At 67.8% G+C, this 15,181-nt stretch carries 14 protein-coding genes and 2 tRNA genes; 13 read left to right on the top strand and 3 right to left on the bottom strand.

Features of this window, described 5'->3' with window-relative positions:
• Positions 1-19 precede the first annotated feature (19 nt).
• The 9 genes from AC1DHX_RS14300 (at position 20) to AC1DHX_RS14260 (ending at position 7,048) form a co-directional block, all read left to right on the top strand.
• Positions 20-92, top strand: a tRNA-Ala gene (locus AC1DHX_RS14300).
• Between the two features lie 180 nt (positions 93-272).
• Positions 273-348: transfer RNA gene (locus AC1DHX_RS14295), tRNA-Ala, on the top strand.
• 219 nt (positions 349-567) lie between these two features.
• Positions 568-1,389, top strand: coding sequence for an amino acid ABC transporter substrate-binding protein (locus AC1DHX_RS14290; protein WP_230008769.1), 822 nt, complete (start codon positions 568-570; stop codon positions 1,387-1,389).
• Positions 1,390-1,425: 36 nt separating this feature from the next.
• A complete protein-coding gene (locus AC1DHX_RS14285) occupies positions 1,426-2,091 on the top strand; it encodes an amino acid ABC transporter permease (RefSeq protein ID WP_476900152.1) in 666 nt (221 codons plus the stop codon).
• On the top strand, positions 2,078-2,875 hold the full coding sequence (locus AC1DHX_RS14280; RefSeq protein ID WP_476850130.1) for an amino acid ABC transporter ATP-binding protein: 798 nt from the start codon (positions 2,078-2,080) through the stop codon (positions 2,873-2,875). The genes AC1DHX_RS14285 and AC1DHX_RS14280 overlap by 14 nt, the downstream gene beginning before the upstream one ends.
• An 81-nt stretch (positions 2,876-2,956) precedes the next feature.
• Positions 2,957-3,316, top strand: a complete 360-nt coding sequence (locus tag AC1DHX_RS14275; protein WP_476858325.1) for a zinc ribbon domain-containing protein YjdM — start codon at positions 2,957-2,959, stop codon at positions 3,314-3,316.
• 14 nt (positions 3,317-3,330) lie between these two features.
• On the top strand, positions 3,331-4,446 hold the full coding sequence (locus AC1DHX_RS14270) for an NAD(P)-binding domain-containing protein (protein WP_476858326.1): 1,116 nt from the start codon (positions 3,331-3,333) through the stop codon (positions 4,444-4,446).
• A 98-nt stretch (positions 4,447-4,544) separates the two neighbouring features.
• Positions 4,545-5,690, top strand: a complete 1,146-nt coding sequence (locus AC1DHX_RS14265) for a class I SAM-dependent methyltransferase (RefSeq protein ID WP_476858327.1) — start codon at positions 4,545-4,547, stop codon at positions 5,688-5,690.
• A 155-nt stretch (positions 5,691-5,845) separates the two neighbouring features.
• On the top strand, positions 5,846-7,048 hold the full coding sequence (locus AC1DHX_RS14260; protein ID WP_476858328.1) for an ROK family transcriptional regulator: 1,203 nt from the start codon (positions 5,846-5,848) through the stop codon (positions 7,046-7,048).
• A gap of 17 nt (positions 7,049-7,065) precedes the next feature.
• On the opposite strand, the gene AC1DHX_RS14255 is transcribed toward AC1DHX_RS14260, so the two are convergent.
• Positions 7,066-7,263: a hypothetical protein gene (locus tag AC1DHX_RS14255; protein WP_018773338.1), complete on the bottom strand. Its 198-nt coding sequence runs from the start codon at positions 7,261-7,263 to the stop codon at positions 7,066-7,068.
• A 429-nt stretch (positions 7,264-7,692) separates the two neighbouring features.
• Here AC1DHX_RS14255 and AC1DHX_RS14250 point away from each other — a divergent pair, with 429 nt between their 5' ends.
• A complete protein-coding gene (locus AC1DHX_RS14250; RefSeq protein WP_476858329.1) occupies positions 7,693-8,682 on the top strand; it encodes a methylenetetrahydrofolate reductase in 990 nt (329 codons plus the stop codon).
• A 58-nt stretch (positions 8,683-8,740) separates the two neighbouring features.
• Positions 8,741-11,083, top strand: coding sequence for a 5-methyltetrahydropteroyltriglutamate--homocysteine S-methyltransferase (gene metE, locus AC1DHX_RS14245; RefSeq protein WP_476900151.1), 2,343 nt, complete (start codon positions 8,741-8,743; stop codon positions 11,081-11,083).
• Between the two features lie 192 nt (positions 11,084-11,275).
• On the opposite strand, the gene AC1DHX_RS14240 is transcribed toward metE, so the two are convergent.
• Positions 11,276-11,782, bottom strand: a complete 507-nt coding sequence (locus AC1DHX_RS14240; RefSeq protein WP_026537142.1) for a DUF2004 domain-containing protein — start codon at positions 11,780-11,782, stop codon at positions 11,276-11,278.
• 110 nt (positions 11,783-11,892) lie between these two features.
• Between AC1DHX_RS14240 and AC1DHX_RS14235 the strand changes: the two genes are divergently transcribed.
• Entirely contained in the window at positions 11,893-13,290 is a 1,398-nt protein-coding gene (locus tag AC1DHX_RS14235; RefSeq protein WP_476858331.1) for an aldehyde dehydrogenase family protein, read from the top strand.
• Positions 13,291-13,396: 106 nt separating this feature from the next.
• On the opposite strand, the gene AC1DHX_RS14230 is transcribed toward AC1DHX_RS14235, so the two are convergent.
• Positions 13,397-14,317 carry a LysR family transcriptional regulator gene (locus AC1DHX_RS14230; protein WP_476858332.1) on the bottom strand — a complete coding sequence of 307 codons (921 nt, stop codon included), beginning with the start codon at positions 14,315-14,317 and terminating at the stop codon, positions 13,397-13,399.
• 317 nt (positions 14,318-14,634) lie between these two features.
• On the opposite strand from AC1DHX_RS14230, the gene AC1DHX_RS14225 reads away from it, so the two are divergent.
• On the top strand, positions 14,635-15,181 hold a 547-nt coding region (locus AC1DHX_RS14225), incomplete at its 3' end, for an FAD-dependent oxidoreductase (RefSeq protein ID WP_476900150.1).

Genomic DNA, 15,181 nt, shown 5'->3' with positions numbered 1-15,181 from the left:
CTCGGAGCAGCGAAAATTCGGGGCTGTGGCGCAGCTGGTAGCGCACCTGCATGGCATGCAGGGGGTCAGGGGTTCGAGTCCCCTCAGCTCCACCGGATAATCCGCCGGAATCGAAAGATTCCGGCGGATTTTTTTGTGCCCGGTTCCATGCTGGATTTTGTGCCCCGTTCCACGCCCTGTTCCATGAGTCAGCGCGCCGATTAGCGCGAACGCGATTTGTGGTTTAGGCTATTCAGGTTGCTTCAGGGAGGACGAAACTTCCAGGCAAATGAGGGGCTGTGGCGCAGCTGGTAGCGCACCTGCATGGCATGCAGGGGGTCAGGGGTTCGAGTCCCCTCAGCTCCACCAGAAAGGGAATCACCGCCAGGCGGTGGTTCCCTTTTTCGTACCCTCCGCAGCTATGCGGGACTTCGAAAGTCGCATCCGTCAAGACCGTCTCATGACCGGACGTCATAAACTGTCATTTAGGCTCTCCACCCTGAGCTGGACCTTGCTATCGTCGCTAGGAGACAGCCGCCATGCGGCTTAGCTGGAAGGCCATTTCCGGCTCCACGACTAAGGAACATCATGAAGCGCACACGACTTTCCGTTATTGGCCTCATCGCCGCTGCAGGACTCGCCCTGGCAGGCTGCGGGTCGGCGTCCACCACCCCGGCCAGCTCAGCGCCGGCAGCCGGTGCGGACACCTCCCTCAGCGACGTCAAGAGCGCAGGCGTGCTCAAGGTCGGCACGGAAGGCACTTACAAGCCGTTCACGTTCCACGCCAACGGCAGCGGTGAGCTGACGGGCTACGACGTGGAGATCATGAACGCCGTCGCCGCGAAGCTGGGCGTCAAGCCCTCCTACCAGGAGACGCAGTTCGACGCCATCTTCGCCGGCCTCGACGCCAAACGGTTCGACGTCGTCGCCAACCAGGTTTCCATCACCGACGAGCGCAAGGCGAAGTACGACTTCTCTACCCCGTACACGGTGAGCACCGGCGTGATCGTCACGAAGTCGGACAACGACAGCATCCACTCCTTTGACGACCTCAAGGGCAAGACCACGGCGCAGTCCCTGACGAGCAACTGGTACAAGCTGGCGCAGCAGAGCGGCGCGAACGTCGAGGCCGTCGAGGGCTGGGCGCAGGCAATCACGCTGCTCAAGCAGGGCCGCGTCGATGCCACCATCAACGACAAGCTGACCTACCTGGACTCCCAGAAGACCGACCACGACGCCGACATCAAGATTGCCGCCGAGACCACCGACAAGTCGCTGAGCGCGTTCACCCTGCGCAAGGGATCCACCAGCCTGACCGATGCCATCAACAAGGCCCTCGGCGAGCTGGCGGCCGACGGCACCCTGACGAAGATCTCCCAGAAGTACTTCGACGCCGACGTCTCGAAGTAGCCCTGTGCAAGCCGCAGAGAAACGCCGCGTCCGGGCATGAGCATCAACTGGGAACTCGTGTGGTCATCGCTGGGCCCGCTCCTGACGGGTGCGATCTTCGGCACCATTCCCTTGGCGCTGGCCTCGTTCAGCCYGGGCCTGCTGCTGGCTCTGGTGGTGGCCCTCATGCGGCTGAGCCGCAACCGCCTGGTTTCGGCGGTGGCGCGGACCTACATCTCCGTCATCCGCGGAACCCCGCTTTTGGTCCAGCTGTTCGTCATTTTCTACGGGCTCCCTTCCGTCGGAATCACCATCAGCCCCTGGCCCAGCGCCATCATCGCGTTTTCCCTGAACGTCGGCGGCTATGCCGCGGAGGTCATCCGGGCGGCCATCCTGTCGGTTCCGAAGGGCCAGTGGGAGGCCGGCCACACCATCGGAATGTCGCGCCGGCAGACGCTCGTGCGGATCATCCTGCCGCAGGCCGCCCGGGTATCGGTTCCGCCGCTGTCGAACACCTTCATCAGCCTGGTCAAGGACACGTCGCTGGCGTCGCTGATCCTCGTCACCGAACTGTTCCGCGTGGCGCAGCAGGTGGCGGCCTTCAGCCAGGAGTTCATGCTGCTGTATCTGGAGGCGGCCGTGATCTACTGGGTCATCTGCCTCGTTCTCGCCAGCGGACAGTCCGTCCTGGAGAAGAGATTGGACCGCTATGTCGCCCACTGAACCGCAACCCTCTGACGTTCCTGTCCCGGACGAGCCGCTCCTGACCGTCACGGGCCTGCGCAAGTCGTTCGGCCACCATGTTGTGCTCAAATCCATCGACCTTGAAGTCCGCCGCGGCGAAGTGGTCACGTTGATCGGGCCGTCCGGATCAGGAAAAACGACAGTCCTGCGCTGCCTGAACGGCCTCGAAGTGCCCGACGCCGGCGTCGCCGAATTCGCGGGGCAACTGACCGTGGACTTCGCCACACCGGTGGCGAAGAAGCAGGTGCTGGCCTTGCGGGACCGCAGCGCCATGGTGTTCCAGCACTACAACCTCTTCCCGCACAAGACCGTCCTGGAGAACGTGATCGAGGGCCCGGTCCAGGTGCAGAAGCGGCCCAAGGCGGACGCGATCCAGGAGGCCCGGGACCTGTTGGCCCGCGTCGGCCTGACCGGCAAGGAGAACAGCTACCCGTTCGAGCTCTCCGGCGGCCAGCAGCAGCGCGTCGGCATTGTGCGTGCCCTCGCCCTGCGCCCGCAACTGCTGCTCTTCGACGAGCCCACCTCTGCGCTGGACCCCGAGCTCGTGGGCGAGGTCCTGACCGTCATCAAGGAACTCGCTGACGAAGGCTGGACCATGGTGGTGGTCACCCACGAGCTCGCGTTCGCCCGTCAGGTGGCCGACGAAGTCATCTTCATGGACGGCGGCGTGGTGGTCGAACGCGGCCACCCCGACACCGTACTGCGGGACCCGCGGGAGGAACGCACTCGGCAGTTCGTGGACCGCCTGCTGAACCCGTTCTAAGGCGCCCCGCCGGCGCCCCGCCAGGGGCGGGAATTCGGGCGGGCACAGAGATGGGCACAGGCGGCGACTAAACTTGGTCGGGTGAACGACTCCCTGCCCCCGTGCCCCGAATGCTCCAGCGAATACACCTACGAAATGGGGGCGCTCCTGGTCTGCCCGGAGTGCGCGCACGAATGGTCCGCATCCGCGGAGACTGACACAGACGCCGACGCCGCTGCGGCCGCGGTCATCAAGGACGCGGTGGGCAACGTCCTCGCCGACGGCGACACCGTCACCGTGGTCAAGGACCTGAAAATCAAGGGCAGCTCCACGGTCATCAAGGTCGGTACGAAAGTCCGCGGCATCCGCCTGGTGAACGGTGTTGGCGACCACGACATCGACTGCAAGGTGGACGGCGTGGGCCCCATGCAGCTCAAGTCCAGCGTCGTCAAGAAGATCTGACCGGGGACACGACCGTGACCGCAGAGACGGTGCGGGCGGCCGACGTCGTCGTGGTCGGCGCCGGCCAGGCGGGCCTGTCGGCGGCCTACCACCTTCAGCGCCGCGGCTTCGTCGCGGCCGGCTCTGACGCGGCCGGCCCGGCCCCGGCCGGGACGTACATCGTGCTCGACGCCGAGGACGGGCCCGGCGGAGCCTGGCGGCACCGCTGGAAGAGCCTGCTCATGGCCACGGTGAACGGCATCAGCGACCTCCCGGGAATCCCGCAGCCCGATGTGGACCCCGCCGAGGCCAGCTCCAGTTTCCTCACCCGCTATTTTGGCGGGTACGAGCACGACCTCGGCCTCGCGATTGAGCGGCCGGTCAAAGTGCAGTCGGTGAGCCGCGAGGACGATGACCCCGCCGGGCGGTTGAGCATCGCAACCTCCCGCGGCCGGTTCTCTGCCCGCGCCCTCATTAACGCAACCGGCACCTGGACCCGGCCATTCTGGCCCATCTATCCGGGCAAAGCCAGCTTCCGCGGCCGGCAGCTGCACGTCGCCGACTACGTTTCCGCCGACGAATTCCGCGGGCAGCACGTCATCGTGGTCGGCGGCGGGATCTCGGCCGTCGGGCTGCTCGATGAGATCTCCAAGGTCACCACCACCACATGGTTCACGCGCCGGGTACCGGTTTGGCGCGAGGCCGCGTTCGACCGGCAGGCCGGCCGCGACGCCGTCGCCCTGGTCGAGGAGCGGGTGCGCCAGGGCCTGCCGCCGCAGAGCGTCGTCTCCGTGACGGGCCTGCTCTGGACCCCGGCCCTGCGCGCAGCCGCAGCGCGCGGCGTCCTGGACCGGCACCCCATGTTCACCGCGATCGAACCCGACGGGGTCCGGATGGCTGACGGCAGCTTCCTGGCCGCCGGGGTCATCCTGTGGGCCACGGGATTCCGTGCCGAACTCGAACACCTCGCCCCGCTGCACCTGCGCGGACCCGGCGGCGGCATCGCGATGAACGGCACCCAGGTCGCGGGCGAGCCGCGGGTGCACCTCGTCGGCTACGGGCCATCCTCGTCCACCATCGGCGCCAACCGGGCCGGCCGGTCCGCCGTCGCCGGAATCGTCCCCCTGCTGGCCCGGTCCGGTATAACGTAAAACGTAAGACCTGCAGAGCAGCCCCGGGGCAGGCCTCACACCCGGCTCCCACTGCCAGCACCCATACCAAGCCCGAGAAGAACGGCGGCACAACGCGCGTGGCGGACAACAGCTTCGAATCCCTCTTTGCCCGGCTGAGAAGATTCCCGGACGTCGAGGCCGACAACCTGCAGGCCTGGGACGCGACGGACAGGCTCCTGCTGGACTCTGCCCTTGAGATGCCCGCGGCCGGCCTGCTGCAGCCCGGCGGCCGGCTCGCGGTGGTGGGGGACCGGTACGGTGCCCTGACCCTCGGCGCACTGAACCTCGGGGCGGACGCAGTGCGCGTCCAGCAGGACCTCATCACCGGTGAACGGGCACTGCGGGCGAACGCCGGGGCCCTGGGCATCGACGGCGGCTTCAAGCACCTCCCGTTGGGCGGCGAACTGCTGGAGGGAGCCTCCCTGGTCTTGCTGCAGTTGCCCCGGTCCCTGGCGGAACTTGAGGAAATCGCCGACGCCGTGGCCCGCTATGCGGCGCCCGAAGTGGTGCTGGTCGCGGGCGGACGCGTCAAACACATGAGCCTGGGCATGAACACCGTCCTGGCGCGCTACTTTGAGGATGTCCAGCCCCAGCTGGCGCGGCAGAAATCACGGCTCCTGCTGGCCCGGAGCCCCAAGCCGGTCCCGGCCGCGCTGCCCTTCCCGGTCACTGAGGTCAACGCCGAACTGGGCCTCACGGTCTGCGCCCGGGGCGCCGTCTTTGCCGGCACCGGGCTGGACATCGGGACCAGGTTCCTGCTGGACTTCCTGCCCCGGATGCCGCACGCCACCCATGCCGTCGACCTTGGCTGCGGCACCGGAATCCTCGCCGCGATGTACGCCCGCGCCAACCCCGGCGCCCGCGTCACCGCGACCGACCGGTCCGCCGCTGCCGTCGACTCAGCCCTGGCCACCTCCCGGGCCAACGGCCTGGACGGTCGGATCGACGTGCTTCAGGACGACGCCATGAGCTCCCTCCCGGACGCCAGCGCGGACCTGGTGCTGCTCAACCCGCCCTTCCACCTGGAAGCGGCGGTCCACTCCGGCGCGGGGATCAAGCTGATCGAAGCGGCCGGCAGGGTGCTTGCCCCGGGCGGGGAGCTCTGGACCGTGTTCAACAGCCACCTGCACTACCGGCCGGCCCTGGAACGGCTGATCGGTCCCACCCGCGAGGCCGGCAGGAATCCAAAATTCACGGTCACGGCCAGCACCCGGCGGCCTTGACGCAAGAAACTTTGTGTCGGTAAAGCGCAAGTGTGGGCGCACGCCTGCACGTAACGTACGATTCTGACAACTGCTGTGCGTGGCCAAAACGTTTAGAGGTATCAGTGACCGAGTTCCGGCAACCCTCGCCGAGGCGAGGGACCAACCTACCGAAGATGGGCGACTTCAACCTCACAGTCATCCTCGACGCCATCCGCCGCACGCCCGGCGGGCTGAGCCGGGTGGAACTGGCCCAGATTGTCGGACTCTCGCCGCAGACCATCTCCAACATTTCCCGCCGCCTGCTGGACCAGCACCTGATCGTCGAAGCAGGCAAGGAAGGCACCGGGCCGGGCAAGCCCAGGACCATGCTCCGGCTGAATCCCGCCGGGATGTACGCCGTGGGCGTGCACCTGGACCCGGCCGTCCTCACGTTCGTCGTGCTGGACCTGCTCGGCGCCGTCGTCCGGCACTCACGGATCACCACCCCGCCCGGCACCGACCCCAGGGCTGTCATTGACACCATCGCGGGCGAAATCAAGAGGCTCATCCTGGACTCCGGGGTGGACCCGGACCGGATCGCCGGGCTCGGGGTTGCGTCGCCGGGGCCCATCGACCTCAACGAAGGCGCCGTCGTGGACCCGCCGCTGCTGCCGGGCTGGGACCACGTGGGGCTGCGGGATGGCCTCGCGGAAGCCACGGGCCTGTCGACACTCATGGACAAGGACGTCACCAGCGCAGCCGTGGCCGAAACCTGGGCCGGGGGCCCCAGCGGCGAGGGCAGCTTCGTCTTCATGTATATGGGGACCGGGATCGGCTGCGGGATCGTGCTCAACGATGAAGTCGTCCGCGGGACCTCGGGCAACGCCGGGGAAATCGGGCACATCATCGTCGACCCGGGCGGTGCCCTCTGCGACTGCGGGCAGCGCGGCTGCGTGAAGTCCTCCGCCATTCCGCAGGTCCTCGTGGCGCAGGCTGAGGCGGCCGGGATATTGAATGGTTCACGCCAGGACAGGAGCGCACCGGCAGTTCAGGAACGGTTCGCCGAGTTGTGCGCGATCGCCGACGCCGGCAACGACGAGGCCAAGGAAATCATTCGTGGGTCCGCAGTGCTCGTGGCCCGTGCGGTGTCGGTCGTCACTAACGCCCTGGACGTGGACCGGGTCGTGTTCGGCGGCCCGTTCTGGACCTGCCTCTCGGCGGCTTACCTCGAGCTGGTCCCCGGTCTGGTTGAGGCGAACAGTGCCACCCGGAGGATCCATGGGATCGAAGTCGTGGGCACGGGGGTAGGCGAGGACGTCGGCGCCGTCGGTGCGGCCTGCCTGGTGCTCGAACACACGCTGGCCCCGCGTTCCCAGCGGCTGCTCCTGGGCGACTAGACAAAGGCTAACCGGGCTCAGTCGATGTCCTCAACCACCGTCCCATACGGGATGGTGTCATCCAGATGCGCCTGGTGGCCATGCGGAAGCACGAGAATCCGGACCCCGTGCAACCTCTCTGCGGCCGACTGCATGAGGACTGGCCGGACGGTGTTGATGAAGCTCTCGCTCTTGCCGGCGAGATACTGCTGATAGCTGGCTGGAAGCTGGATCATGGCAACAGGATAGTCCTGCCCGGATGCGTTGGGGAGAGCGGGCCGCGTGGGGCGAAAATGGCGCCTTGGGCGAACATTGTTCTGCCCGGCGCCTCAAACGGCCGTAAAGGTGCGTCTTAATTCGGGGCCCGACTTGAAGGCCCCACGGCCCGGCCTTAGAGTTCTATACAAGTTACCTCAGTAACGTGTCAGCGATCCTCCGCTGAAAGCTGCCCCCGGGCGGCCCAGGAGGGTGTGGGTGCCCCCATGTGGGCCTGACATTTGCTCACGGACAACTTCGTATCAGGCGTAACAGTCGCGGCTGCGCCCTGCTGAAGTTCCCTCCGTGTTCCCCAAACTCAATTCACTGACGACGGAGTTTCCGTTCTGGTTCCGGTCCTTCGGGGCTTCCGGATCTCCCGGCGGCAGTGTTCAAAGCCAAGGACGCAAATGTCACCACCAAGCCTTATCGATACCCATCCCAATCTTGCCGGCGCGGCCCCTGTTGCGCTGTCCTACGAGCTGTTCCCGCCGCGGTCGCCCGCAGCCGCGGAATCCCTTTGGACCACCATCGGCGAACTGGAAGCCACAGACCCGGACTACGTGTCCGTGACCTACGGCTCCAACGGCTCCAACCGCAGCACCGCCGTCGATCTCGTCAACCGGCTCGTGCAGGAAACGACGCTCCGGCCCCTGGCCCACCTGACCTGTGTGGGGAATTCCCCGCAGGAACTGGCGGAGATTATCGGCGAACTGCTCGACGTGGGCGTCCGCGGCATCCTCGCCCTCCGCGGCGACCGGCCCAAGGATGGAGAAACCCCGCCGCCGGGATCGCTCCGGTACGCCCAGGACCTGATCGAACTCATCCGCCGCGTGGAGCAGCGCCGTTCGGCGCTGTTGTGCGCCGGCAGGGTCGCGGTCGGCGTCGCCGCCTACCCGACCCGGCACCCGGAATCCCCGAGCGAGGCGCACGACGTCGAGGTCCTGCTGGCCAAGCAGCGCTCCGGCGCCGACTTCGCCATCACCCAGGTCTTCTTCCACACCGAGCAGTACGCCGACCTCCTGGCCCGGGCACGCCGGGCCGGGGTGACCATCCCGATCATTCCCGGGGTCATGCCGCTCACCAGCCTCCGGCGGCTCGCCCGGCTCGGGGAACTGACCGGCGTCGAACCGGCCCCGGAACTCATCGAACGCCTCGCGGCTGCCGACACCGACGCCGAACGGACCCGGATCGGGGTCAGCGCCACCGTTGATCTCGCCAACGCAGCCTTGGACGCCGGAGCCCCCGGCATCCACCTCTACACGTTCAATGAGCACGCCGCGGCCCTGGACGTGCTGGACAAACTCGCGCTGCCCCGCCCGCGAAGCGGCAACAAGCACAGCGGCAACCGGCACAGCGGCAACCGGCACACGGCCAGCCGCCGCCAGCTCGCCAGCTGACCGCGCCAAGACAACACAACTTCCCTCCGCACCACACCACCAACACTTAGGACTTCCCATGACTGCACTGAACACCCCCAACCCCACTCCGTTCCCGGCTGCCTCGATCCTGGGCTACCCGCGCATCGGCCGCCGCCGCGAACTCAAGAAGGCCGTCGAGGCCTACTGGGCCGGCAAGATCGACGCCGCAGCCCTGGACGCGGCCGCCAAGGAAATCCAGCTCGGCAGCGCCAAGCGGCTCCAGGGCCTGGGCCTGACCGAAGCCGCCGCGGTGCCCGGCACCTTCTCCTACTACGACCAGGTGCTCGACGCCGCCGCCCACCTCGGCGCTGTGCCGGCCCGCTTCGGGAACCTCCTCAACGCGCAGGGCCAGCTCGACATCGACGGTTACTTCACCCTGGCCCGCGGCAACAAGGACCAGCAGCCACTGGAAATGACCAAGTGGTTCGACACCAACTACCACTACCTCGTGCCGGAAATCGGGCCGGAAACCAACTTCGCGCTGACCTCGAACCGGATCGTCGAGGAATTCGAATACGCTCTCGCCAACGGCGTCGAGACCCGCCCGTACATCGTCGGCCCGGTCACGTTCCTGCTGCTGAGCAAGGCCTCCGACGACGCCCCGGCCGGCTTCAGCCCGCTGTCCCGCCTGGAGGACGTCCTCCCGGTCTACACGGCGCTGCTTCAGAAGCTCGCCGCCGCCGGCGCCAGCTGGGTCCAGCTCGACGAGCCCGCCCTCGTGGTGGACCAGGACACCGCGGCCGTAGAAATCCAGGCCGCCGTCGCCCGCTCCTACGAGGCCCTGGCCGCCGCGGCCCGGCGCCCGCAGCTTTTCGTCTCCACCCCGTACGGCGCGCTCAACGGCCAGCTCGGCACCCTCGCCGCCACCGGCATCGACGCCCTGCACCTGGACGTCTTCAAGGGCGAGGTCCCGTCCGCCGCTGCCCTGGCAGCGCTGGGCAACAAGACCCTCGTCGCCGGCGTCGTGGACGGCCACAACATCTGGCGCAACGACCTCGCCGCCTCCGCGAAGAAGATCGTCGAACTGAAGAAGTCGGTGGCCAAGCTGGCCATCAGCACCTCCACCTCCACCCAGCACGTCCCGCACGACGTCGACGAGGAAGTCCAGCTCTCCGAGCAGCTTCGCAGCTGGCTGGCCTTCGCCGACCAGAAGGCCGTTGAAGTCGTCACCCTCGCCGGTCTGCTGACCGACGCGGCAGYCGTCCAGCCCGCTATCGACGAGGCCACCCGCGTCATCGCCTCCCGCGCCGAGGCCGAAGGCGTCCGCCGCGGCGACGTCCGGGCCCGCACCGCCGCCCTGACCGGCGCCGACTTCAACCGCTCCGCCTACGCCGTCCGCGAGGCAGCCCAGGACAAGGCGCTGCACCTGCCGCCGCTGCCCACCACCACCATCGGCTCCTTCCCGCAGACCGGCGAAATCCGCACCGCCAGGGCCCGCGCCAACCGCGGCGACCTCACCACGGAGCAGTACGAGCAGCTCATGAAGGACGAGATCAAGCGCGTCGTGGAGCTGCAGGAAGAGCTCGGCTTCGACGTCCTGGTCCACGGCGAGCCCGAACGCAACGACATGGTCCAGTACTTCGCCGAGAACCTCGAAGGCTTTGACGTCACCGTCCACGGCTGGGTCCAGTCCTACGGCTCGCGCTGCACCCGACCGTCCATCCTGTGGGGCGATGTCACCCGCAGCGCCCCGATCACGGTGAAGTGGGCCGAGTACGCGCAGTCCCTGACCAGCAAGCCGATGAAGGGCATGCTCACCGGCCCGGTCACCATCCTGGCCTGGTCCTTCGTCCGCGATGACCAGCCGCTTGGCGAGACCGCCAACCAGGTGGCGCTGGCCCTCCGCGACGAGATCGCCGACCTCGAGGCGGCCGGCATCAAGGTCATCCAGGTGGACGAGCCCGCCCTGCGCGAGCTCCTGCCGCTGCGCAAGGCCGACCAGGCCGCGTACCTGGACTGGTCCGTGAAGTCCTTCCGGCTCTCCACCGCAGGTGCCGCGGACGCCACCCAGGTCCACACGCACCTGTGCTACTCCGAGTTCGGCGCCATCATCGACGCGATCGACGGCCTCGACGCCGACGTCACCTCGATCGAGGCCGCCCGCTCCCGCATGGAGGTCGTCCACGACCTCGAGTCCCACGGCTTCGGCCGCGGCGTTGGCCCGGGCGTCTACGACATCCACTCGCCCCGCGTCCCGGGCGAACAGGAAGTCACCGAACTGCTCAGCACCGCCGTCAAGCACGTCCCGTCCCGCCAGCTCTGGGTCAACCCGGACTGCGGCCTGAAGACCCGCGGCTACGCCGAGACTGAAGAGTCGCTGCGCAACCTCGTCACGGCCACCAGGACCGTCCGCGCCGAACTGCTCTCAGCCGCCAAGTAACAGGCCACCAGGCAAGCAGCCGTCAAGGAGCCCGCTCCACACACAAACGACGCCGGCCGGTCACCCTCCAAGGTGACCGGCCGGCGTCGTACGTTCTTGATCATCGATTGCTGGGCAGCCGCCGTTTGAGCGCCCGGAAGGGCATCTACGGAGCAGTCGATGCAGGACTGCCAGCGACTCAGGATGCCCGGGTCAGGACTCCCAGAGGATTTCGTCGTCGACGACGCCGTCCTCATCCGCGGAAGCGACGAGGACCTCGTCGGTGAAGTGCTGGCCCAGCGTGAAATCGAGGACGAAGTAGCGTTCCGGCTGGCCGGGGTAGATGCCCACGTGGCCGAGCTTGAGCGCCTTGAGGAAGACCTCGTCGGTCAGCTGGCTCTTGTCCTCGACGCCGAAGACCTTCTTGAGGTGTTCGTCCTTGATCGCGTTGCAATGGAAGTGGCGGTACTCCTGCGGACTGGTGCCTTCCTGGTCCAGTTCCTCGGCGATCATTTCGCGGACCTGGTCCACGAGTTCGGGCAGGAAGCGCAGGCGGTAGTCAACTTTATGCATGGCCGCTTCATCGAAATGGTCATGCGCGTTGACATTCAGGTCAAGCTCCACGGTCTGGCCCGCCAGCTCATGCGTGGCGGTGAGATTATGCTCCCGTCCGTGGTTGAGCTCGACCTCGCCGAAGTGCTTGCTCGCTACCTTGTTCATATCTTCAACATAGTCCTGAAAACCGGACCATTCCAGCGTTGGCAGGGTTTTCCGTACCGGAGTCACCGGTACCGGACCGGCGGACGGCCGCATGACTGTACATTGATCGGATGCAGCATGTAATCTCACCCGTCGGCCGTGCCCGGGCCGCGTTCGACGCCGCTACCACCCGCCCGCTCACCTGGCGGCTGGATCAGCTGCGCCGGCTGCGGCGCATGCTCGCGGAGCGGCACGCGGACTTCGCCGAAGCCCTCTCCCGCGACCTGGGCAAGCACCACACCGAGGCGCAGCTCGCGGAGATCGGGTTCGTGGACGCCGAGGCGGCGCACCTGGAACGGCACCTCGAAGGCTGGCTCCGGCCCCGCCGCGTGCCGGTGCCGCTGGCAGTGCGGCCGGCCCGCGCCTGGACCGAACTCACCCCGCTGGGCGTGGTGCTGGTGATCGGGCCGTGGAACTACCCGCTGCAACTGCTGCTCGCCCCGCTCGCCGGCGCCCTGGCCGCGGGAAACACCGTGGTCCTCAAGCCGAGCGAACATGCCCCGGCCACCTCGGCCGTACTGGCCCGCTGGATTCCCGAATACCTGGCCGGCGCCGCCGAAGTGGTTGAGGGCGGCATCCCGGAGACCACCGCCCTCCTGGCCGAACGCTTTGACCACATCTTCTTCACCGGGGGAGAAGCCGCGGCCAAGGTGGTGATGCGCGCGGCGGCCGAGCACCTGACCCCCGTGACGCTGGAGCTCGGCGGCAAGTCCCCGGCCTACGTCGATACATCCACGGACCTGGCCACGGCGGCCAAACGCATCGCCTGGGGCCGGTTCATGAACGCCGGGCAGACGTGCGTCGCACCCGACTACGTCCTGGCCCGGAAGGAGATCCTGGAGCCGCTGCAGGCCGAGCTGATCAAGGCCGTTACGGCGCTCTTCGGACCGGACCCGGCGGCGAGCCCGTCGTACGGCCGGATAGTCGATGACCGCCACTTCGCACGGCTCGCGGCCCTCGCCGACGCCAGCACGGTGGTGCACGGCGGACAGCGCGACGCCGCCAGCCGCTACTTTGCRCCGACCCTGCTGCGCCCGGCGCCCGGCGACGCCGTCATGGCGGAAGAAATCTTCGGACCCCTGCTGCCACTGGTGCCCGTGGACGGGCTCGACGCGGCCATCGAGGAGGTCAACGGACGCGCCAAGCCGCTGGCACTCTACGTCTTCAGCAACGATCCGCAGACGCGCCGCGCCTTCGCCGGGCGGACCTCGTCGGGGGCCCTGTGCTTCGACGTACCGGCGGCCCACCTGTCAGTCCCCGGGCTTCCCTTCGGCGGGGTCGGCGGCAGCGGCATGGGGGCCTATCACGGGGAACATTCGGTGCGGACGTTCTCGCATGAGCGCCCCACCCTGGACAAGCCGCTGTGGCCGGACACGCTGGAACTGATCTACCCGCCGTACACCGGGACCAAGCACCGGATCATCGACGCACTCGTGGCGCCGGTCGGGAAGCGGGCCAGGCGGCGCTGAACGGCGCCGGCCTAACCGGGCCTCCACGCCGGCCCATTCGACCTCGACCCACCGCTGCCCGGTCCGTTCCGCCTTCAGCCCGGTTTTTCGGCTCAGTCCCTTCGGCTCAGTCCCTTCCCGTGGTCCCGGGCCGGTGCATCGTTTCGGCCAGCAGCTCCACGAACAGCTGGACCTGGGCCGTCCGCTTCTCGTTGATCAGCAGGGCGAAAACATTCCGTGCCAGCCGGATCTCCGGCACATCGAGGACCACCACGCCGGCAGGCCGGTGCCGCAGGGCGAGGTCGGGGACCAGGGCGGCGCCGAGCCCGGCGGCGGCCATCTCCAGGCTCGCGTGGAAGTCATCGCTGTAGGCCACCACGCGGGGGTGCAGGTTGCAGCTCGCGAAGAGCCGTTCAATCACCGTGGCGTCGGACGTGCCGGGGTGGTGCATGATCCAGGGCATGTCCGATAGATGCGGCGCGGCGACCTTGGAATCCGTCCCGATGCCCCAGGCCGCCGGCAGCACCACGCGGAAGTCGTCGTCGCCGATCCACTGCCGGTCCACGGTGTGCGGCCAGGCGAGGCCGGACTGACCCACCTGGTACACCAGGGCGACGTCGAGTTCGCCGCCGGTCCGCAGCCCCTGGATGGTCTGGGCCGGTTCCGCGACCGAGACCCGCAGGTCGATGCCGAGCTTCTTCCAGGCCGGGTTCCGCAGGATCGGCGGCAGCACATAGGTGGCCAGGCTCGGGAAGATGCCCAGCCGCAGCTCCTGGCTGGGGCTTTCCTGCGCCCGGGAGGCGGCGGCCATGAGCGTCTCGATGTCCGTCAGGACCTTGGCGGCGTGCCGGGTCATGACGACGGCGGCTTCGGTCGGCTGGATGCTGCGGGCCGCGCGCTGGAACAAGGTGACGCCGGTGTCGCGTTCCAGTGCCGACATTTGCTGGGAGACGGCCGAAGCCGTGTAGCCAAGGCGGGTGGCGGCGGCCGCAAACGATCCAAGCCGGATCACTTCCACAAGGGTCCGGAGATGGACGGGGTTGATCAAGGGCTGCCCTTCGCCTGGTTGCGGGTCCACGGAGACGGGACCGGAATTCCCGCTTCATTGTGGCATATCCGGCCCTCCGGCGGCCGTGCCGGTCTGCGTGCTGATGTGTCTGCCGGAATGTCCGCACGGAAAGTCTGCGCTGCGCGGCCGGGCCCATGCAGGAGAATCCGAGGAACCCAACTCGAGTGGCAGCTGACGGCGTCACTGGCGAGGGTCTGACAGCAGAACTGAAAAATCCCACATTCATACTCATCCGGCCGCCCGACGGCACCGAATTGCCCATAAGAGACTTCGGGCCAGACAACAGGAGCAGATCAGTGTCGCAAGCAGCAGGGATTCCGGCAGGCCGGCGCGTCGCCGTCATCGGCAGCGGTGTGGCGGGGCTGACCGCCGCGTACGTGCTGAACGGGCAGGACCGGGTAACGCTCTTCGAGGCCGAGTCCCGGCTCGGCGGCCACGCCCACACCCACGATGTGCCGCAGCAGAACGGACCCACGCTGGGCGTGGACACCGGCTTCATCGTCCACAACCAACGGACGTATCCCACGCTCCTGCGCCTGTTCGCCGAGCTCGGCGTCGAAACCCAGGACTCCGAAATGAGCATGTCCGTCCGCTGCGACGGCTGCGGGCTGGAATACGCCGGCGCACGGGCCAAGGGGCGCGGGATCATTCCCCGGCCGTCCACCCTGCTGCGTGGACGCTACCTGCGGATGCTGCTGGAAGTCACCCGGTTCCACCGCCGGGCCCGCGCCCTGCTGGCCGAACCCGCCACAGGCACGGCAGTCGCCGGACACGAGCTCACCCTGGGGGAGTTCCTGGCCCAGGAGAAGTTCAGCAGCTATTTCATCTCGCACTTTATGACCC

Source organism: Arthrobacter sp. 05N33_2 (assembly GCF_056397425.1).
The sequence above is the reverse complement of the archived record's forward strand: the minus strand, read 5'-3'. Positions and strand labels throughout refer to the sequence as shown.

Bases quoted from the DNA above. Each gene is read 5' to 3' on its own strand.
- AC1DHX_RS14255 (WP_018773338.1), bottom strand. From the start codon at position 7,263: ATGATCCAGCTTCCAGCCAGCTATCAGCAGTATCTCGCCGGCAAGAGC.
- AC1DHX_RS14290 (WP_230008769.1), top strand. From the start codon at position 568: ATGAAGCGCACACGACTTTCCGTTATTGGCCTCATCGCCGCTGCAGGA.
- AC1DHX_RS14280 (WP_476850130.1), top strand. From the start codon at position 2,078: ATGTCGCCCACTGAACCGCAACCCTCTGACGTTCCTGTCCCGGACGAG.
- AC1DHX_RS14240 (WP_026537142.1), bottom strand. From the start codon at position 11,782: ATGAACAAGGTAGCGAGCAAGCACTTCGGCGAGGTCGAGCTCAACCAC.
- AC1DHX_RS14250 (WP_476858329.1), top strand. From the start codon at position 7,693: ATGTCACCACCAAGCCTTATCGATACCCATCCCAATCTTGCCGGCGCG.
- AC1DHX_RS14260 (WP_476858328.1), top strand. From the start codon at position 5,846: ATGGGCGACTTCAACCTCACAGTCATCCTCGACGCCATCCGCCGCACG.